The organism is Haliea salexigens DSM 19537, assembly GCF_000423125.1.
Taxonomy (GTDB): domain Bacteria; phylum Pseudomonadota; class Gammaproteobacteria; order Pseudomonadales; family Halieaceae; genus Haliea; species Haliea salexigens.
Genome location: NZ_AUHJ01000004.1, coordinates 35,526 through 54,995 on the forward strand (window position 1 = coordinate 35,526; position 19,470 = coordinate 54,995).

Consider the following 19,470-nt stretch of genomic DNA (forward strand, 5'->3'; position numbering starts at 1 on the left):
GGTTTCAGGGCACCTCGACCGTCACCGGTATCCAGCGGTCGATAATGTACTCCAGGGTGCCATTGCCGCGCATGGTCGCCAGAGCACGGTTGAGCTCGGCGGCCAGCGCGGGCGCGTCCCGGCGCACTGCCCAGGCGAGCTGTTCTTCAGTGAGAAAGTGGTACTGACTAATCAGGTCACCATAGTCGTCAGAGGTGGCCAGCAACCAACTGGTTGGGGCATCGTGCACGAACAGGTCAATTGCACCCGCGCGCAGTGCGGCCAGTCCCGCGGACACGTCCGCAAATGGCGTAAGCTGCGCGTCGGGGAGTTCAGTGTTTGCCCAGGCCTCGCCCGTGGTACTCGCCTCTATACCCACCCGGACTCCATCGCGATAAACCGACCAGGGTTGGCCAAACCGGGCCACGCTGTCGATACGCATGATCGCCATCTGGCCGGCGTTCAGATAAGGATCTATAAACTTTACCTGCTGTTCACGTTCCGGGGTAACACTCATGCCGGACATGATGACGTCTATGCGCCCGGCCTGCAGCGCCTCCAGCAACGCATCGAATGGCATGGGCACCCACTGCACCGGGCGACCGACAATCTCACCCAGTGCTTTCGCACTATCCGCTTCAACACCGACAATACGCTCGCCATCATAGAAGGCCAGCGGCGGCCGATCGGGCGCCACGCCAACACGCAGGGCCTCAGCCAGGGCAGCGGAGCTGCACAACACAAGCGAGCATAGCAGCAGGAAAAGTCTATTCATCAGGGGCCTCACAGGGGCGACAGTCAACAGGACAGGATTCATCCGGAAACAGAGGGTAACCTCAGGCATCGGTAGGTGGCCAGTATCCCCCCCACCATCAGCAGGGCGAGAACCGCCACAATACCGTAGGCTGCTTCAATAACGCCAAGGCCGGCACCTGCAAACAACAGTACCCCCATGGCGGTGTTACTGACTGCGGTGTACTGCGCCCGGTTCTCGCCCGAGGCCATGTCCACGAGGTAGGTCTTACGCCCTACCCTTGCGCCCTGATGCGCAACGGCGGCAGTGAAAACCAGTACCGCGCCCGTCAGGCCGTGGCCCAGTATTACCGGGTTCACCACCTGCAACATGACGGCCACGGCGACCGCCAGAGTTGCCAGGGCGGCAGCCGCCGCCATGACGTGGTGGGCACCGCTATCCGACCAACGTCCCCAGAACGCGGCAGACAGCAACCCCGCCGCGCCCTCCGCCACCAGCAAGGCCGCAAAGCTGAGCATTTGCGTCTCCGCCGCTCGCTGCACCAGTACCACGAGATAGGGTATGGCGAATGCGGTGCTGACAAGTAACGCCCGGGCGACCACAAAACGACGCAACTGCGCGTCCGTGTACAACAGGGTGAGGCTGCGCAGCGCCTCGGCGAAGGCGTTGCCACCACCTGAGGTGGCACCTGGCAGCTCCGGCACCCCGGCATACACGGCTGCAGCGAGAAACCACAGGCAGGCTGCGGCCGCCAGAATGCCGGCGAACAGTGCGGCTCCGGCATGGCCCTGACTTTCGATGTAGTCCGGGAAAAACAACAGCGCCAGTGCAACAAGCAGCGCGACCGCACCCGCGGCAGCGGCTGCCAGCCCCGTCAGCCGGCCCCGGCGCGCCTTGGACACCGTTTTTCCCAGCACGTCCTTGGCGGCTATCGAGCACACACCCCGGGCTAAACTGAAGCAGGCCAGCAGAACCACAATAGCCCAACCCAGTGACGCACCCTCCAGCAGCAATACGGCGACCATCATGCCCAGCAGTGCCATCCCCTGCGCGACACTGCCCCACACCCAGAAGAACTTGCGCAGCGCATGCTCGCGCACCCACTGGGCGACAAACAGCTGTGGCAGCAGGGACAGTGACTCGCGAACGGGCACCAGCAACGCGACGAAAAAAGGCGGTGCGCCCAACGCGGCAAGCATCCAGGCCAGTACCAATCGACTGCTGGTGAGGGTATCGCCTATTTTGGTGAGTGTTTGCGCCAGCCATTGCAGCAGGAAAGCTCGCGGCTGCTCCTTACAGGCAGAATCGGGGATGTCGCGGCACACGCGGGCATCTTCGTCCTCAACCAACAGACCGTAGATCCGGTCCGGAAATGCCTGGGGGCCGCTCGGTGCCACGTATCAGTCGTCCTCTGCGTCGCGCATGCGCTCGCGACGCTCTTCCTCTTCACGCAAAACGGCGCGAATTTCGAGCATCACGCTGTCAACATCGGCGGGGTCCGCGGCTTCCGCAAAGAGGCCAGTCAGGGCATGCTCCGGCGTCAGCTCGCCGTCCTCGAACAACTGCCAGATTTCCTCGCCGTAGCGTGTTTCCAACACCTCGGGCGCAAACAACCCGTAGTAGTCGGTAACGCGCTCCACGTCGCGCAGCAGCATGGCACGCGCGTTGTTGTTCGCGGATGCGTCGACTGCCTGTGGCAGATCAATGATGACCGGCCCATCCGGATCAACCAGGATATTAAATTCGGAGAGGTCGCCGTGCACCAGCCCTGCACAGAGCATACGCACGATATAACGCAGCACCTGGGCGTGATCCTCGAGGGCCTGTTCCTCGGACATGAGCACATCCGCGAGGCGCGGCGCCACATCACCTGTCTCGTCGGTCACGAGTTCCATGAGGAGGACGCCGTCATAACACCCGTAGGGCTCGGGCACTCGCACATCGGCGCGGTCGAGGCGATAGAGCGCATCCACTTCCGCGTTCTGCCAGGTCTCTTCCTGCTGTTTGCGCCCGTAGCGCGAGCCTTTCTCCATCGCGCGGGCACGCCGGGTGTTGCGCACCTTGCGCCCTTCAGTGTAGGCGGCTGCCTTTTTGAAGCTGCGCTTGTACGCCTCTTTGTACACCTTTGCACAGCGTGTGCTGGTGCCGCTACGAACCACGAATATGTCGGCCTCTTTCCCGCTCATCAGCGGAAACAGAACCTCGTCGATCAGGCCGTCCTCTACCAGGGGCTGCAGGCGAGGCGGTACTTTCATAGGATGATATCCAGCGCAAACTTTCCCGGCAGTCTAGCATGAAACACCGGCGCGCCATGCGATCCTCATCGCGCGAAAGCGGGCTGTGGCAATTCCGCGCAGCGTTAAGGTATGATTCGGCCCAAGTCCTGAAGAGCCACTCTGAATATGCCCCTGATGCGGTACCTGCTCGCAATTATCGCCCTGTTCGCAGTCTGGTTGTTGTGGGGGGGGTTATACAAAACACCCGTGCTGCAGCTGGGCATTGCCTCCTGTGCACTGGTCGCCTGGCTTACCCACCGCATGGCACTGCCCGATCAGCAGGAACACCGTTTCGCGCTGCTGTACCGGGTGCCCCGCTACTGGCTCTGGTTGCTCTGGGAAATGGTGGTCACCAATATACAGGTCCTGCGCCTTGTGCTGGGTCCGAAGTCGGCGCTGTCCCCCACCATCGTGGACATCGACGCTGCCGCTTCCAGCAAGTTCGCCCTCACACTGCTGGGCAATTCAATCACACTGACCCCGGGGACTCTCACCATCAACATCGACGACACCCGCATCACCACTCACTGCCTGACACGCGCCGCCGCTGAAGACCTGCGCGGTGGCGCCATGAGCCGCCGCGTCGCCGCCGTGGACCCTGACTGATGTTGCTGGTTGCTGCTATCGGCATTCTGGTGACCATGGCGTTAGCCTTGACCCGCGCCCTGCTGGGTCCAAGCGTCTATGACCGTGTGCTGGCGGTCAACATGTTCGGCACCAAGACCGTGCTGCTCATTGCCGTCATGGCGTTCATCATGGGCCGCACTGATTTCCTGGATCTCGCACTGGCCTACGCACTGATCAACTTCATCGGGGTTATGGCTGTACTCTGGTTTGTGCAGGAAAGCCGTCGACGCCAGCGGTCGCAGAGCACGTCAGAAGCGCCCGCGGAGAACACTATCGAATGAATGAGATTCTCGACCTGATCGCCGGCCTGCTGGTGGTGGCAGGCAGCGTGTTCGTGCTTGCCGGCGGCATTGGCGCGCTGCGCATGCCCGACTTCTACACCCGCATTCACGGGGCCAGCCTGACCGACTCCCTGGGCCCGGTGCTGGTGCTCGGTGGCCTGATGATCTATGCCGGCTTGTCCCTGATTGCAGTGAAACTGGCCGCCGTCATGCTGTTTTTGCTGGTGACCTCCCCCACCGCCACCTACGCGCTGGCCAACGCCGCGTTGCTGTCCGGGCTCCGGCCCGAGGGCGTGGAGAAAACATCAACAGACCCGGAGACTCCCGCGTGACGACGCTGCTGATTGGCATATTCCTGCTGTCCCTGCTGGTCATCACGGCGGTCGCCATTGTGCGCTCTGAGGACCTGTTCTCGGCGGTAATGTTGAGCGGCATCTTCAGCCTGCTGATGGCTCTGAACTTCTTCCTGCTTGACGCCGCAGACGTTGCGCTGACCGAGGCTGCCGTGGGCGCCGGGGTTGCCACCGTACTCTTGCTGGCCGGCCTGAAGCTCACACCGCCGACGGAAGCCAGGGGGCGCTCGCTGCGCAAGCTGTCCGTTGCGGTCATCGCGGCGACCACCCTGCTGATGATTTACGCCTCCTTCGGCCAACCCACATTAGGTGACCCGAATGCGCCTGCGCAACAGCATGTGGCCCAGTGGTACATCGAGAAGACACCGGAGCTGATCGACATACCCAACATCGTCACAGCCGTGCTCAGCAGTTTTCGCGGCTATGACACGCTGGGTGAGGTGTTCGTGGTGTTGACCGCCGGTATTGGCGTGATGTTCCTGCTTGGCGGTGGACGTGGAAAGCCATTTTCCCGCCTCGACAGCCGGGTTGAAGAAGGTCTCAGCGGTCACTTGATCCCCAAGGTCATGGCGCGCTTGCTCATTCCCTTCATTCTGCTGTTCGCGCTGTTTATCCAGTTCCATGGCGAATACAGCCCGGGAGGGGGGTTTCAGGCGGGTGCCATCTTCGTTGCCGGCATTATTCTCTACTCCCTGGTACGGGGTGAGGGGCTTGCCCTGTCCGTCATTCCGCCCCGGGTGCTGCTCTGGATGAGTGCGGGAGGCGCGCTGCTTTACGGCTCTGTCGGGCTCGCCGGAATTCTCATGGGTGGCCAGTTCCTGGAGTATTCCGTGCTCGCGGACAATCCGGTTACCGGCCAGCATATCGGTATTATTGTGATCGAGCTGGGCGTGGGCCTGACCGTCACCGGCGTGCTGCTCTCCATTTTCCACGCCTTCGCTGCCCGGGACTGATCCTGCATGAAGCTTCTTGGTCTTTTCAATTACTGGGTTTTTGCCGTGCTCCTGATGATCGGCCTGTACGCCCTGATCAGCAAACAGAACCTGGTGAAGAAGATCATGGCGCTGGCCATTTTCCAGTCAGCCGTGTTCCTGTTTTTCATTACCATGAGCCGGGTAGACGGCGGTACCGCGCCCATTATCCAGGCGGGCGTCTCCGGGCAGATTTTCTCCAACCCGCTGCCCCAGGTGCTGATTCTCACAGCTATCGTCGTCGGCATCTCCACCACGGCGCTGGGTCTCGCCATTGTCGTGCGGCTCTATGAAGAGTACGGCACGGTAGAAGACAACGAAATACTGGCGATGGACCGCGAGTCATGAATCTGGCGGATCATCTCCCGGCACTGCAGGTTGCACTGCCGCTTCTCACCGCGCCGCTGGTCATTCTCCTGCGCAACGGCTTCCTCGCCTGGCTCGCCGCACTGGTCGCCAGCCTGGCATCGTTCGGCCTCGCCATTCTGCTGACGCAGGCGGTGCTCGCCGGTGGCGTACCGGAGTATGCCGTCGGCGGCTGGCAACCCCCCTTCGGTATCAGCCTGAACATCGACGGACTGAGCGCGCTCATGCTGTTGCTGGTCACCGGAGCATCGAGCCTGGGCCTGGCGGGGGGACGTCTTTCCCTGCGCCGCGACATCGACAACCGCCGCGCGCCCATGTTCTATGGCGCCTGGCTTATCGCACTGGCTGGGCTGTGTGGTATTGCCGTGGCTGGCGACGCATTCAACGTCTTCGTCTTCATGGAAATCTCGTCCCTGGCAACGTATATACTGATCGCTGCCGGGCGCGACCGCCGGGCGCTGTCGGCGGTCTTCAAGTACCTCATCATCGGCACGATCGGGGCGACGTTCTACCTGATCGGGGTCGGCTTCATCTACATGATGACGGGCACCCTCAATTTTGAGGACATGGCGCTGCGTCTTGGCGAGGTGATTGAAACACGTCCGGTGATCATAGCCGCCGGCTTCATCACTATCGGCCTCGCGCTGAAGGCGGCGATATTCCCGCTGCACATATGGCTGCCCCGCGCCTACACCTACGCACCGAACGCCGTAACCGTTTTCATCGCCGCCTGTTCCACCAAGGTATCGATCTACGTCTTGCTGCGCTTCAACTACGGTGTGTTCCATGGCAATCTGCTCGGACATTCCGACCTGTTCAGCGTCTTTATCGTGCCCCTGGCGTTGTCCGGCATCCTGCTGGCGTCGGCCATCGCTATCTATCAGGGCAATATCAAGAAGCTGTTGGCATTTTCGTCGGTAGCGCAGATCGGCTACATCGCGCTCGCCGCCGGACTGGCCACTCAGGCTGGGCTGATGGCCGCGCAATTGCACATGTTCAACCATGCACTGGCGAAAGGTACGCTGTTTCTCTGCGTCTCCGCCTTTGTTCTGACCTCCCGCAGCACCCGCATCAGCAACCTCGCCGGTATCGGTCGACGCATGCCCTGGACGATGGGCGCCTTCGTGATTGCCGGGCTCAGCCTGATTGGCGTACCCGGCACCGCGGGCTTTGTCAGCAAATGGTATTTGGTTGTGGCCGTGATGAGTGTTCCCGGATGGGGCATACCCTTGGTCATCGCCATCGTTATCAGCTCGCTGCTCGCGGTTGTTTACCTGTGGAAATTTGTGGAAACAGCCTATTACGGCACCCCGCCCGACGGTGATGTTTCGGCGATGGAGGTGCCCTTGCCACTGCGTGCCCTGATCTGGTTTGCCGCGCTCGCCAACATCTACTTCGGTCTCGCACCACAACTGCCGATCGCACTGGCTGAAAGTGGCACCGGCACACTGCTCGGGGGGCTGCTGTGATGATGGCCACATCAACTCTGCCAATCATCCTGGCATTGCCCTTGTTGGGTGCCATCGGCATTGCCTTTACCGGGCGCTGGCCCAACCTGCGGGAAGCGATCAGCCTGCTGACCGCGGTGACACTCGCCGTGCTGGTATTCTCCTGGTTCCCCGAGGTTAGCGACGGTGCACGTCCGCGCTTCCTGCTCTCCGAGCCACTTCCCGGCCTGGTACTGGCGCTTTCACTGGAACCGCTGGGGATGATGTTTGCCTGTATTGCCTCTTTCCTGTGGATCATCAACACCATCTACTCGATTGGCTACATGCGCGGCAACAACGAAAAGCACCAGACCCGCTTCTACATCTGTTTTGCGCTTGCCATTGCCGCCGCCATGGGGATTGCCCTGGCCGACAACCTGTTCACCCTGTTCCTGTTCTACGAACTGCTCACGCTCTCCACCTATCCACTGGTGGCACACAAGGGCGACGCCAAAACCATCGCCTCGGCGCGGGTCTACCTCGGCGTGTTGCTCGCCACTTCCATCGGCTTGCTCTTGCCCGCCATCATCTGGACCTGGGTTGCAACGGGCACCACCACCTTCACCCTGGGCGGTATTATCGAGGGCAAGCTTGCAGGGCCCGCAGTCGGGCTGCTGCTGGGGCTGTTTGTATTCGGCATCGGCAAGGCCGCGGTCATGCCCGTACACCGCTGGCTGCCCGCGGCCATGGTGGCACCCACACCAGTCAGTGCCCTGCTGCACGCGGTAGCGGTGGTCAAGGCGGGCGTGTTCAGCATCACCAAGATCATCATTTACATCTTCGGCGTTGATTTCCTGTTCAACGAGCCCAGTGCCCAGTGGCTGCAGTTCGCGGCTGCGTTCACCATCATCACGGCGAGTATCATCGCGCTCTACCAGACCAACCTGAAACGTATGCTGGCCTACTCGACCATCGGCCAACTCTCCTATGTGATCATGGCTACGGTGATTCTCAAGCCGCTGGCAGAGGTGGGCGCCGCGGTACATATTGCGGCGCACGCCTTCGGCAAGATCACGCTGTTTTTCGCTGCCGGGGCAATCTACACCGCAGCGCACAAGACCGAGCTGTGGCAGCTCGCCGGCATCGGTCGCCGTATGCCCATCACCATGGCCGCGTTCACTATCGGCGCGCTGAGCATGATTGGCGTACCACCAACCGCGGGCTTCGTGTCCAAGTGGTTTATATTGGCAGGAGCCTTCCAGGCGGAAAACTACATCGCCATTTTCACGATTATCGGCAGCACGGTACTCAACGCCATGTATTTCCTGCCCATCATCTATTTTGCCTGGCTGGCACCGCCAGCAGACGGCGTGGATATGAACCATGGCGAGGCGCCGAAAGCAATTTTGCTGGCGCTGTCGGTAACGGCCACGCTCACCATTGTGTTTTTCTTCTTCAACCAGCCACTGCTGGACCTCGAGAGTCAGTTGGTGGAGAGCCTGCCGTTATGACGCAACCCGACAATCACTGGCTGACCCGCCCCACCACCATTCGCTGGTTGTGGATTATCGGCTACAGCGTGCTGGCTATGACTGTGCTCCTGCAGTTGCTGATTCCCATCAAGGGCTATTTCGGTGTAGACAGCTGGTTCGGCTTTGGTGCCCTGTTTGGCTTCCTCAGCTGTGTGCTGATGGTGTTCGGCGCGAAATTCATCGGCAAGCTGCTGAAACGGCCGGAAGACTACTACGATGTTTGAGATGCTTCCCCCCGCCCTTGCGCTCATTGGCGGAGCCCTGCTCACGGCACTGATCAGCTCGCGCCAGTTGCGCGCGGTGGTGGTCATCGTCGCACCGCTGATCTGCCTGTACTTGATCTGGCAGGTCCCCGACGGCGTCGTCCTGCGCGGAGAGTTCCTGGGCTACCCGCTGGAACTGGTGGAAGGCGGCCCGGTACGACGCCTGTTCGCAACTATATTTGCCATCATGTCCGCCACCGGCGCCGTGTTCGCGTTCAATCACGCGCGGCGCACGGAACTGGTCGCGGCACAGCTCTACGCGGCGGGCGCGGTGGGCGTATCCTTTGCCGGCGACCTGCTGACGCTGTTTGTATTCTGGGAAATCATGGCGCTGTTCTCCACCGTCGTGGTGTGGTGTGGGGGCACAGAAAATGCCCGCGCCGCCGGCGTGCGCTATGCCATCATGCACCTGCTGGGTGGCGTCATCCTGAAGGTAGGCATTGAAGGCTTGTTGGTCACCACCGGCTCGCTGGACATTCGCCCTCTGGCCGCTGAGGACTTCAGCACCTGGATGATCCTCATAGGCATATTGATCAATGCGGCAGCGCCACCGCTATCGTCGTGGCTGTCAGATGCCTACCCGACGGCCAGCCCGACCGGTTCCGTATTCCTCTCGGCCTTTACCACCAAGACCGCGATTCTGGCCTTGATACTGCTGTTCCCCGGCGAATCGATACTGGTAGGTATCGGCCTGTTCATGGTGTTTTACGGCATTTTCTACGCGCTGCTGGAAAATGATATTCGCCGCATTCTGGCGTTCTCCATCGTCAACCAGGTGGGGTTCATGGTCGTCGCTGTGGGCATAGGCACAGAAACGGCAATCAACGGCGCTTCGGCTCACGCGTTCGCCCACATCATCTACAAGGCACTGCTGTTCATGAGTGCGGGCGTTGTGGTGATGCGCACGGGCAAGCACTTGTGCACCGATGTTGGCGGCCTGTTTCGCACCATGCCGGTGACCATGTGGTGCGGTGTGATTGGCGCCCTCGCGATCTCAAGCTTTCCGCTTACCTCTGGCTTCACCACCAAAACCCTGATTTCCCAGGCCGCAGTGGATGAAGGACTGGTAACGGTGTACTTCCTGCTGGCGGCCGCCTCGGCTGGCGTATTCCTGCATGCCGGGATCAAGTTTCCCTGGTTCGTTTTCTTCCAGAAGGATTCGGGCCTGCGCCCCGACGATGCCCCCTGGAACATGCGTATCGCCATGCTGTTCTTCGCGTTCCTCTGTATTCTGATCGGCGTCTACCCGCAGTTGCTTTATCCGCTGCTGCCCTATGCCGTGGACTACCATCCCTACAAGCCAGGCAAGGTGTTGTTCTACCTGCAGCTGCTGCTGTTCTCCGGGCTCGCGTTCTTCCTGCTGTTGCCGTGGATGAAACGCACACTCACCATTTCGCTCGACGTGGACTGGCTCTGGCGTCGGGGCATGCCGGTGCTTGTGCAATTCGTGGCGCGGATCGGGAAGCCGCCAGTGGTGGCCGCGCGACGCCGGCTCCAGCACGGTGTTGATCTGCTCACCGCATCGGCGCGCCACACCATGGGCCACACAGGCCCTCTGGGGCGTTCCTGGGAAATCGGCACCACCGCGCTGTGGATCGTGCTGCTACTGATGATCTACGTCTTCGCCTACTACCTGTTCTAGCAGGCCCGACCACTGTGAACTGGCGCACACTTCCTGTGCGCCGTGATTCGTGGCACGCACGCGCCAGACTACACTGTTACGCTCTGTTACCTTACCCCGAGAGCGTCAACCCCGCCATGTACAAGATTATTGGTATTGCCCTACTCCTGTCCTCTATGACGCTGGCCGGCTGCAAGGTGCAGCTTTCCAGTCCAGCCGGCGGCTCCATCACGACCGCCTCCGGCAACTATGCTTGCGCCGCCAACGCCGCGTGTCCGGCAATCAACGTCAACGACATCTTCTTCGACGAAACCTTCATTGCCCGCCCTGCAGCGGGTTACGAATTCGCCGGCTGGAAAAAACGCCAGCGTGGCCTCTGCGGTGGCAGCACCAAGGATTGCAGGCTGTTTACCTCCGGATTCGCCGGCAATGACGACCTCCTGGGTTTCCTCGCCCGACCCAATGAAGTGTTTTACCTGGAGCCGGTGTTTATCCGCAGCGCCGGTGGCAGTGGTGATGCCCGCCGCTGCTTCAACAGCACACTGATGGCGGTCAACACCACCGTTGTCGCCAGCTACCGCAGCACGGACGCCAGCGGTGCCGTGGTGCCTTTCGACTACGACCAGGTGATTACCGGTGGTGCGACCTTCGAAGGCAAAAGCACCCTGAAGGCGACCACCAACACCCGGGCCAGGGGTGCCGCTCCCTCTACCTCAAAAGCCGAGGCCTACTTCCAGCCCCAGAGCAGCCAGTTCCGGGTGCTCGAATACGGTGTTGAGGTCGAATCGTTCACGCCTGAATCGTCCGACAGCCGGGTGGTCTTTGCCCCACAGCAGCTGGAGCGCTACGACCTCAGTGCAGGCCAGTCATACGAGCAACGCTACACGGTCAACCTGCGCACGCGCGTGCGCGGCTTCACCATCAACGAGAGCAACACCGTGGACCGGCGCACAACTTTTGTCGGTATCGAACCTGTCACCGTGCCTGCTGGCCAGTTCCAGGCCTGCCGTTTTCAAACACGTGAAACCGGAAGCGCGGGCACGCAGACCAATGAGGAGTGGTTCGGGGTGGGCAATGGCATGCTGCTGAAATCGACTGCCGACGGCGACAGCACTGTGCTGCTCAACGCCAGCATCAATGGCGCCACTCTCTAAAGCAAAAAAAACCCTCTGCGCCAGCACGGTGCAGAGGGTTTGTTTGGTGGAGCTAGACGGGATCGAACCGTCGACCTCTTGCATGCCATGCAAGCGCTCTCCCAGCTGAGCTATAGCCCCGTAAACTCTGAGGACGCGAATTCTAGAGAGGCGGGATAACCCTGTCAAGCAGTGGCGGGGGTGAAAGTGTCTCTAGCAGTCGACAAAGTTGACCGGAACCTCCAACACGTTGACTGCCAGCCCGCCGCGTGCCGTTTCCTTGTACTTGTCCTGCATATCGCGGCCGGTATCGCGCATCGTCTTGATCACCTGATCGAGTGACACGTAGTGTTCTCCGCTGCCCCGCAAAGCCATGCGCGCCGCGCTGATGGCCTTGATCGCACCCATCGCATTGCGCTCTATGCAGGGCACCTGCACCAGGCCTCCTATAGGGTCGCAGGTCAGTCCCAGATTGTGCTCCATGGCGATCTCGGCGGCGTTCTCCACCTGCTCCGGGGTGCCACCCAGGGCGTCCGCCAGCGCGCCTGCAGCCATCGAACAGGCCGAGCCCACCTCCCCCTGGCAACCGACTTCCGCACCGGAAATGGACGCGTTGATCTTGTACAGGGTGCCAATCGCCGCAGCCGTGAGTAAAAAACGTACTGCGTCCTCTTCCACTGCACCCTGGCAACGTGTGAGGTAATACTTGAGAACCGCGGGAATGATGCCCGCCGCACCGTTGGTTGGTGCGGTCACAATGCGCCCGCCCACCGCATTTTCCTCATTCACCGCCAACGCATACAGGGTGACCCAGTCCATGGTGTTGAGGGAGTCGTCTCCCAGTCCCCCCTGGCGACCCTTGAGCTGGCGGTAGAGCTGCGCGGCGCGCCGTTTGACCTTGAGTCCGCCGGGAAGAATGCCTTCGGCCTCGCAGCCGCGGGTGATCGATGCATCCATCACTCGCCACAGCTGTAGCAAACCGTCATGGATGTCCTCCCGCGAACGCCACGCTTTTTCGTTTTCCAACATCAGGCTGCTGATGGAGAGACCGCTTTCGTCGCAGCGGCGCAGCAACTCCTCCCCCGTACTGAAGGGGAACGGCACTGCGGTCGGGTCGTCGACAATCAGTTCGCCCCCCTCGGCGGCCGCCTCGTCCACCACAAAACCGCCGCCCACCGAGTAATACACGGCCTCCTGGAAGCAATGGCCTTGCTGGTCAAACGCGCGAAACCGCATGCCGTTGGCGTGCTGTGGCAATGTTTCGCTGCGGTGCATGATCAAGTCGTCGCGGTAACTGAAGGGTATCTCGTGCTCACCGAGCAACTGCAGTACGCCATGTTCGCGCACCGCCGCAATACGCTGGGGAATATCTTCCACAACAACGGTATCCGGCGCTTCCCCCGCGAGGCCGAGGATCACCGCTTTGGGCGATCCGTGGCCGGCTCCGGTTGCACCCAGTGAGCCGTAGAGTTCGGCCGTGATGCGCCCGCAGCGCTGCAGGGCGCCCTGCTTCTGCAGTGTGTCGACGAAACGCTTTGCCGCATGCATCGGGCCAACCGTGTGTGAGCTGGAGGGGCCGATGCCTACCTTGAACAAATCAAATGTGCTGATGGCCACGCCCGCGACCTCCGTAAGCTTCCACGCTGTTGAGTGTAGACGTATTCAGGCGCAGGGGCACAGGCTGTGCGCTAGGCGTAACCCGCACGTTGCAGGGCGTCCTCAATGAGAGGCACGCAGGGATGGCTGACGTTGATGTCGCGACCACGTGCCGCATCGATACCCGCACGCCGATAGGCCGGCGGCATGCCGGGGTGCATGGTGCTGTGCTCAGAAACGATCGATGACTCAAAAGTGAGGCCGAGAAAATCGAGTACACGCGCCAGCTCTGCCTGTGGATCTGCCACCAGTTCCTCAAAACGCAGAAAAAGTGTGTTTGGGCGGGTCTGCAGAAACGTGTATACCTCGACCGCATAGCGCCAGCTCTCGCAGGCTTGCTCCAGGCTCTGCGCGGTGCGCGACAGTTTCGACTGGACGCAGGCGCGACCGTCGCGCAACAGATAGATGACTTTCAGCCCTGCCAGCGTCTCGTTGAAGAATGCGTCGAGAATATCCAGTGCCGGCACATGGTAGAGGTTATGCTTGTTGAGCCCGGCCAGCTGCTCCGTTGTCACCTTGTTACCCCACAGTGCCGCGTCGCTGTCCGCTGCGGCCTGCAGGCAACAATCGACAAAAGCCCCGGTGCGTTGCGCGAACAGCCGCTGTGGCTCGTCATCCAGTTCGCGGCCACGCAAGTACGCAATGCTGCCGACCTCAAAACCCACTTCCAACTGCGAATGCTGGTCAAGGAGTGCGGTGAGCAGGCTGGTGCCCGAGCGCCCGGCCCCCACAATGAGAAAACGAAAACGCGTATCGTCGGGGAGCGCCATGGCGTTTCAGTGGCCCGAGGGCTGCAGCTCGGCATAGGCTTTTTCAAGCCGCTTCGCCGCTTTCTTCGACACGCCGCCCAACACCTCAATGGCGTGACGCAGGCGCGCCCGGCTCATGTCCGGGCCCAGCAACGCCATGGAATCGACCACCGAGAATGACGCACTGGAACCGGCAATCGCCACGAACATCGGTGCCAGGAAATCCTTTATCTTCACTCCCTGTGCGTCCGCCAGCGCTTTAAGCGCGTTCCAGACCGCGTCGCGTTCCCAGTCACTCAGTGCCTCCAGGCGCCACAGGGCGAACTGCAGATTGGCGACCAGCGCCTCACGCTCCATTTTGATGCCGGCGAAGGAGTCCTCGCTGATCGGCAGCGTACCGGACACCAGAAAGGCGGCGAGCGGGGCGAAATCACTGAGGGTTTCCATGCGCTTCTGGGCGTGGGGCAGCACCTTGCGCAGGTTTTCCGCGTTGTAGGCCCATGTGATCAGCCGCGTGGCCAGCTCTGCCTCGCTCAGGTCCTCACGAATCCACAGACCATTCAACCAGCGCAGCTTTTCCTGGTCAAAAATGGGCCCGCCCAGGGATACCCGCGTGATGTCAAAGTGTTCCTGCATGTCTGCCAGCGAGAATTTTTCCCGCTCGTCAGGCATCGACCAGCCCATCCGCCCGAGATAGTTCAACAGGGCTTCCGGCAGAAAACCCATGCGCTGGTAGTAGAGGATACTGGTGGGATTCTTGCGCTTGCTGAGCTTCGATTTATCCGGGTTCCGCAGTAGAGGCAAATGGCAGAGCACTGGCATGTCCCAGCCAAAGTATTGATAGAGGAGCTTGTGTTTGGGGGCGGAATTGATCCACTCCTCGCCGCGCAGCACGTGGGTAATACCCATCAGGTGATCATCGACAACATTGGCCAGATGATAGGTGGGCATGCCGTCCGACTTCAGCAGAATCTGGGCATCAACCATGCTCCAGTCGAGTTCGATATCCCCCCGCAACAGGTCGTGCACGACACAGGCCCCGTCTTCATCGGGCACATGCATACGCACCACATAGGGCATACCGGCCGCCTCGCGCTGCGCCACTTCCGCTTCCGGCAATACAAGATCCGCCGGTTTCAATGCCGTACTGTTGCCCGCAGCCCGTCGAGCCTCGCGCAGCGCATCCAGCTCCTCCGGCGTGCGATAGCACAGGAACGCCTTACCCTCACGCACCAGTTGCAGAGCATACTCGCCGTACAGCGCCATACGTTCGCTCTGTCGGTAGGGGCCACAGTCACCGCCCACGTCGGGCCCTTCATCCCACTCCAGGCCAAGCCAACGCAGGGAATCCAGAATCGCCTGTTCGGAAGCCGCGGTGCTTCTGGCCTGGTCCGTGTCTTCAATGCGCAGGATGAATTCCCCGCCGTGCGCGCGCGCAAAGCAGTAATTGAACAGCGCGATGTACGCCGTGCCGACATGCGGGTCACCCGTGGGTGAAGGCGCGATACGTGTGCGAACAGTCATGGGGCTTCCGGAACGAAACAATGTAGGGGCGGGATTATACGGTCTCACCTTTCCGATTCCCACCAGAGGCGCGTTGAGCTGCGGCGCAGGCCTCGACACCAGCGTCGCTATAGCCAACCGGGCCGACGCACCAAATGCGCCAGCACGCAGACTTGCCTTGTCCGCACTTAATGCGAATAATTAGCGTTTTCACATTATTCCACTCGCGAGGTTCCCATGGTACGTCTCCACACCCGCATCCGCCGGGCCACCCTGCTGCTCACCCTGCTGGCACTGAGCGGGCTCACTGCCTGCGGCGCACCGGATGCGGTGAACGTGTACTCGGCCCGCCAGGAGGCGCTTATCCAACCCCTGCTGGAGAAGTTCACGGCAGAAACCGGAATTCCCGTCAACCTGGTGACCGGGAACGGCGATGCGCTGCTGGCCCGTCTTGAAAACGAAGGCGACAACTCACCCGCCGACCTGTTCCTGACCAGCGACGCCGGCAATCTTTACCGCGCGCAGGCGGAGAACCTGCTGCAACCCGTAACATCCCCGGCACTGCAGGCCGGCGCCCCCGCCCACCTGCGCAGCGACGAGAACTACTGGTATGGTCTGTCAGTGCGGGCCCGGGTACTGGTATACGCCGCTGAACGCGTGGATGCCGCGGACCTCAGCGACTATACATCGCTGGCCGACCCTGTCTGGCGCGGTCGCATCTGCGTTCGCTCGTCGGGCAACATTTATAACCAGTCTCTGGTCGCAGGCATGCTTGCCACCGATGGCCCCGCAGCTACAGCAACCTGGCTCGACGGGTTTGTTGCGAACTTCGCGCGCACGCCCCAGGGCGGCGACCGCGACCAGATCAAGGCGGTGGCCGCCGGGCAATGCGATGTCGCCCTGGTCAACAGCTACTACCTGGGGGGAATGCTGCAATCCGATAACCTCGAGGAGCGCGAAGCCGCCGAGCAGGTCACCCTGTTCTGGCCCAACCAGGCAGGCCGCGGCACGCACATCAATATCAGCGGTGCCGGCGTCACCCGGGCGGCAAGCAAACCGGAAGCGGCACGCCAACTCATGGAATTCATGCTGCGTGAGGAAAGCCAGCGTTGGTATGCCCAGGTCAACAACGAGTTTCCTGTACGTGAAGACGTAGAGCCCTCGGCGCTGTTGCAATCGTGGGGGTCCTTCAAGGCCGATGCGCTGAATGTGAGTGAGCTCGGACGCCTCAACGCGGAAGCCGTGAAAGCGATGGATCGCGCAGGTTGGAAGTAGTCGCCACCACGAAGCCCACGGTCGTGACCGCTGCAATGCTATGGCGTATTGCCATGGTCTTGAGCGCCGGCCTGGTCGCGATGCCGGTTGCGGTGATTGCCGCCAGCCTGCTGGGGCCCTACAGCACGGCATGGACGCACCTACTGGATACCGTGCTGCTCGACTACATCGTCAATTCGCTGCTGCTGATGCTCGGCGTCGGCGCTGGCACGCTGCTGTTGGGCGCGAGTAGCGCGTGGCTCACGGCACTCTGCGAATTCCCCGGGCGGCGTGTGTTCTCCTGGGCATTGCTCCTGCCCCTGGCCATGCCTGCCTACATCATTGCCTACACGTACACCGGACTGCTCGACTTTGCAGGCCCGGTGCAGAGCGCCCTGCGCGAAGCCTTTGGCTGGCAATACGGTGACTACTGGTTTCCGCCGATACGCTCGCTCGGTGGCGCAATCTGCATGTTATCTCTGGTCCTCTACCCCTACGTCTACCTGCTGGCGCGTATCGCCCTGCTGGAACAATCACCCGCGCTGGTGGAAGCGAGCCGCAGCCTTGGCAGGTCCGCATGGCAAACGCTGTTCCGCGTGACCTTGCCGCTCGCCCGGCCGGCGCTCGCCGCGGGCGTAAGCCTGGCGCTGATGGAAACCCTGGCAGACTATGGCACCGTGGCGTACTTCGGTGTGAGTGCCTTCACCACTGGCATCTTCCGCACCTGGTATGGCCTGGGAGAGCTGCACACCGCCGCGCAGCTGGCCGCCTTCCTGCTGATCTTTGTGCTGGTACTTTTCGCGCTGGAAAGACACTCCAGGGCCCGCCTGCGTTTCCATAAAATGCACAGCGCCCGGCCCCCGTCACGCATGCAACTGCGCGGATGGCGCGCGGCAGCAGCTTCGACAACCGCGCTGCTTATTCTCACAGCTGGTTTTCTGCTGCCCGCCGCGCAACTTGGGGTGTGGGCCGCGCAGCACTACAGCAGCGTGTTCAGTACCGCTTTCCTCGCACTGCTGGGCAACAGCTTTCTTCTTGCCGCACTCGCCTCTCTGGGTTGTCTGCTGCTGGCCCTCTTGCTGGGATACGGCAAACGCGCCTACCCCGGCCGTCTGGAAACTGGCGTCACGCGCCTTGCGAGCATGGGTTACGCGGTGCCCGGCACCGTGATTGCCGTCGGCGTGATGATCCCGTTCGCCTGGATGGACAATACGCTGGACGGCTGGCTACAGCGAACCCTGGGGGTTTCCTCTGGACTGCTCATCAGCGGCACTCTCGGGGCACTGGTGTTTGCCTACGTTGTGCGCTTCCTCGCGGTGTCGCTGCAGTCGGTGGAGGCCGGCCTCACCCGCATCCGGCCGGCCATCGATGAATCCGCACGCTCACTCGGACAAACACCACTGGGCGTGCTGCGTCGCATACACCTTCCCATGTTGCGCACCAGCCTGCTCAGTGCCCTGTTGCTGGTTTTTGTGGACGTACTCAAGGAGCTGCCGACAACCCTTATCCTGCGCCCTTTCAACTTCAACACGCTGGCCGTGCGGGCCCACGAACTGGCTTCAGACGAACGTCTGGCCGAAGCGGCACTGCCAGCTCTTGCCATCGTGCTGATCGGGCTGCTGCCTGTTATTCTTCTCACCCGCAGCATGTCAACGGAGCCCACAGAGGCATGAGCCAGCAACTTGAGCTGCAACAGGTCAGCGTGCGCTACGGTGCGACCACGGCGGTCGAAAATGCCTCAGTGACGCTGGAGTCGGGAGACATCGGCTGTCTGCTCGGCCCTTCAGGTTGTGGCAAGACAACGCTGCTGCGCGCGATCGCCGGCTTCGAGCCGCTCACCGCAGGCAGCATTGCACTGTGCGGCGAGACCTTGAGCACGCCGCAGCGGCGCACACCACCGGAGCAGCGTAAAGTCGGCATGGTGTTTCAGGATTTTGCCCTGTTTCCACACCTCAACGTGCGTGGCAACATCGCGTTCGGCCTGTCCGCCTTGTCCAGTAGAGCACGTCGTGACCGGGTTGAAAGCCTGCTGCAACTGGTTGCACTGAGCGAGCATGGCGATGCCTGGCCGCACGAACTGTCCGGTGGGCAACAACAGCGCGTCGCCCTGGCCCGTGCACTGGCACCGGAGCCGGAAATCCTGCTGCTGGACGAGCCATTCTCCAACCTGGATGCCGAGTTGCGCACGGCACTCGCCGCTGACGTTCGCGAGCTGCTCAAGCGTAGCGCCATTACCGCTTTGCTGGTGACGCACGACCAGCACGAGGCGTTTGCCATGGCGGATCAGATTACCCTGCTCAATCAGGGCCGGATCGTGCAGACCGCCTCACCCTACGATCTTTATCACCATCCGCTCAACCCTTTCGTTGCCGCATTCATTGGCGAGGGTGCAATCATCACGGCGACTATCAACCGGGCCGGCGAGGTCACAGAGCCTTTCACGGGCGCCGGGAAGCCTGGCGAGACCGACGCTCGCTGTCAGTTGCTGGTGCGCCCCGGAGACATTACCTACGACGCGGGCAGCACCACACGATTGCGCGTTGCACGACGGTCCTTTCGCGGCGCCCACTACCTCTACGAGCTGCTGTTACCCGACGGGCAGCGCGTCCCCTGTCTGGCTCCGGGGCACATCGAGGTACCGGCAGGCGCAACGCTGCCGGTCAGCCTGCAACTGCAGACCCACCTGGCGTTTCGCGGGGGGCAAGCCAGCCGCGAGGCCTGAGGG

Annotated in this window: 19 protein-coding genes and 1 tRNA gene; 13 read left to right on the forward strand and 7 right to left on the reverse strand. The window is 61.7% G+C overall.

The window, feature by feature from the left end:
* Positions 1 to 4: 4 nt before the first annotated feature.
* From G533_RS20710 to G533_RS0105815, 3 genes are read right to left on the reverse strand one after another with little or no spacing between them, the layout of a single operon-like run.
* Positions 5 to 754, reverse strand: a complete 750-nt coding sequence (locus G533_RS20710) for a transporter substrate-binding domain-containing protein (protein ID WP_158413396.1) — start codon at positions 752 to 754, stop codon at positions 5 to 7.
* A gap of 38 nt (positions 755 to 792) precedes the next feature.
* The gene (locus G533_RS0105810) at positions 793 to 2,130 is read right to left on the reverse strand and encodes an MFS transporter (protein ID WP_027949151.1); all 1,338 of its coding nucleotides are present in this window, start codon (positions 2,128 to 2,130) and stop codon (positions 793 to 795) included.
* Between the two features lie 3 nt (positions 2,131 to 2,133).
* Entirely contained in the window at positions 2,134 to 2,988 is an 855-nt protein-coding gene (locus G533_RS0105815; protein WP_027949152.1) for a PA4780 family RIO1-like protein kinase, read from the reverse strand.
* A gap of 147 nt (positions 2,989 to 3,135) precedes the next feature.
* Here G533_RS0105815 and G533_RS20715 point away from each other — a divergent pair, with 147 nt between their 5' ends.
* The 10 genes from G533_RS20715 to G533_RS0105865 all read left to right on the forward strand — a co-directional run bounded on the left by G533_RS20715 (position 3,136) and on the right by G533_RS0105865 (position 11,604).
* The gene (locus tag G533_RS20715; RefSeq protein ID WP_051230020.1) at positions 3,136 to 3,615 is read left to right on the forward strand and encodes a Na+/H+ antiporter subunit E; all 480 of its coding nucleotides are present in this window, start codon (positions 3,136 to 3,138) and stop codon (positions 3,613 to 3,615) included.
* Complete coding sequence (locus G533_RS20720) at positions 3,615 to 3,917, forward strand: MrpF/PhaF family protein (protein ID WP_240472383.1); 303 nt, start codon at positions 3,615 to 3,617, stop codon at positions 3,915 to 3,917. Before G533_RS20715 ends, G533_RS20720 begins: the two co-directional genes overlap by 1 nt.
* Positions 3,914 to 4,249: a monovalent cation/H(+) antiporter subunit G gene (gene mnhG, locus G533_RS20725; RefSeq protein ID WP_035526742.1), complete on the forward strand. Its 336-nt coding sequence runs from the start codon at positions 3,914 to 3,916 to the stop codon at positions 4,247 to 4,249. Before G533_RS20720 ends, mnhG begins: the two co-directional genes overlap by 4 nt.
* Positions 4,246 to 5,223, forward strand: a complete 978-nt coding sequence (locus G533_RS0105835) for a DUF4040 domain-containing protein (RefSeq protein ID WP_205622560.1) — start codon at positions 4,246 to 4,248, stop codon at positions 5,221 to 5,223. Before mnhG ends, G533_RS0105835 begins: the two co-directional genes overlap by 4 nt.
* A 6-nt stretch (positions 5,224 to 5,229) precedes the next feature.
* The gene (locus tag G533_RS0105840; protein WP_027949155.1) at positions 5,230 to 5,589 is read left to right on the forward strand and encodes a cation:proton antiporter subunit C; all 360 of its coding nucleotides are present in this window, start codon (positions 5,230 to 5,232) and stop codon (positions 5,587 to 5,589) included.
* Positions 5,586 to 7,076 (forward strand): monovalent cation/H+ antiporter subunit D family protein, encoded by a 1,491-nt coding sequence (locus tag G533_RS0105845; RefSeq protein WP_027949156.1) that lies wholly within the window; start codon positions 5,586 to 5,588, stop codon positions 7,074 to 7,076. The genes G533_RS0105840 and G533_RS0105845 overlap by 4 nt, the downstream gene beginning before the upstream one ends.
* Complete coding sequence (locus tag G533_RS0105850; protein ID WP_027949157.1) at positions 7,076 to 8,545, forward strand: proton-conducting transporter transmembrane domain-containing protein; 1,470 nt, start codon at positions 7,076 to 7,078, stop codon at positions 8,543 to 8,545. The genes G533_RS0105845 and G533_RS0105850 overlap by 1 nt, the downstream gene beginning before the upstream one ends.
* Positions 8,542 to 8,790, forward strand: a complete 249-nt coding sequence (locus tag G533_RS0105855) for a hypothetical protein (protein ID WP_027949158.1) — start codon at positions 8,542 to 8,544, stop codon at positions 8,788 to 8,790. The genes G533_RS0105850 and G533_RS0105855 overlap by 4 nt, the downstream gene beginning before the upstream one ends.
* Positions 8,783 to 10,471, forward strand: coding sequence for a Na(+)/H(+) antiporter subunit D (locus G533_RS0105860; protein WP_027949159.1), 1,689 nt, complete (start codon positions 8,783 to 8,785; stop codon positions 10,469 to 10,471). Before G533_RS0105855 ends, G533_RS0105860 begins: the two co-directional genes overlap by 8 nt.
* 116 nt (positions 10,472 to 10,587) lie before the next feature.
* On the forward strand, positions 10,588 to 11,604 hold the full coding sequence (locus tag G533_RS0105865; RefSeq protein WP_027949160.1) for an InlB B-repeat-containing protein: 1,017 nt from the start codon (positions 10,588 to 10,590) through the stop codon (positions 11,602 to 11,604).
* 44 nt (positions 11,605 to 11,648) lie between these two features.
* Here G533_RS0105865 and G533_RS0105870 read toward each other — a convergent pair.
* The 4 genes from G533_RS0105870 to gltX all read right to left on the reverse strand — a co-directional run bounded on the left by G533_RS0105870 (position 11,649) and on the right by gltX (position 15,512).
* Positions 11,649 to 11,724: transfer RNA gene (locus tag G533_RS0105870), tRNA-Ala, on the reverse strand.
* A 72-nt stretch (positions 11,725 to 11,796) separates the two neighbouring features.
* Positions 11,797 to 13,200 carry an L-serine ammonia-lyase gene (locus G533_RS0105875; RefSeq protein ID WP_027949161.1) on the reverse strand — a complete coding sequence of 468 codons (1,404 nt, stop codon included), beginning with the start codon at positions 13,198 to 13,200 and terminating at the stop codon, positions 11,797 to 11,799.
* A 71-nt stretch (positions 13,201 to 13,271) separates the two neighbouring features.
* On the reverse strand, positions 13,272 to 14,009 hold the full coding sequence (locus tag G533_RS0105880; RefSeq protein WP_027949162.1) for a sulfotransferase family protein: 738 nt from the start codon (positions 14,007 to 14,009) through the stop codon (positions 13,272 to 13,274).
* Between the two features lie 6 nt (positions 14,010 to 14,015).
* Positions 14,016 to 15,512 carry a glutamate--tRNA ligase gene (gltX, locus tag G533_RS0105885; RefSeq protein ID WP_027949163.1) on the reverse strand — a complete coding sequence of 499 codons (1,497 nt, stop codon included), beginning with the start codon at positions 15,510 to 15,512 and terminating at the stop codon, positions 14,016 to 14,018.
* Positions 15,513 to 15,728: 216 nt separating this feature from the next.
* On the opposite strand from gltX, the gene G533_RS0105890 reads away from it, so the two are divergent.
* Genes G533_RS0105890 through G533_RS0105900 form a run of 3 tightly spaced genes read left to right on the forward strand, consistent with a single transcriptional unit; the run spans position 15,729 to position 19,467 of the window.
* Complete coding sequence (locus tag G533_RS0105890) at positions 15,729 to 16,766, forward strand: Fe(3+) ABC transporter substrate-binding protein (protein WP_035526748.1); 1,038 nt, start codon at positions 15,729 to 15,731, stop codon at positions 16,764 to 16,766.
* Positions 16,757 to 18,418, forward strand: coding sequence for an ABC transporter permease (locus G533_RS0105895; protein WP_205622561.1), 1,662 nt, complete (start codon positions 16,757 to 16,759; stop codon positions 18,416 to 18,418). Before G533_RS0105890 ends, G533_RS0105895 begins: the two co-directional genes overlap by 10 nt.
* Positions 18,415 to 19,467: an ABC transporter ATP-binding protein gene (locus tag G533_RS0105900; protein ID WP_027949166.1), complete on the forward strand. Its 1,053-nt coding sequence runs from the start codon at positions 18,415 to 18,417 to the stop codon at positions 19,465 to 19,467. Before G533_RS0105895 ends, G533_RS0105900 begins: the two co-directional genes overlap by 4 nt.
* Positions 19,468 to 19,470 lie beyond the last annotated feature (3 nt).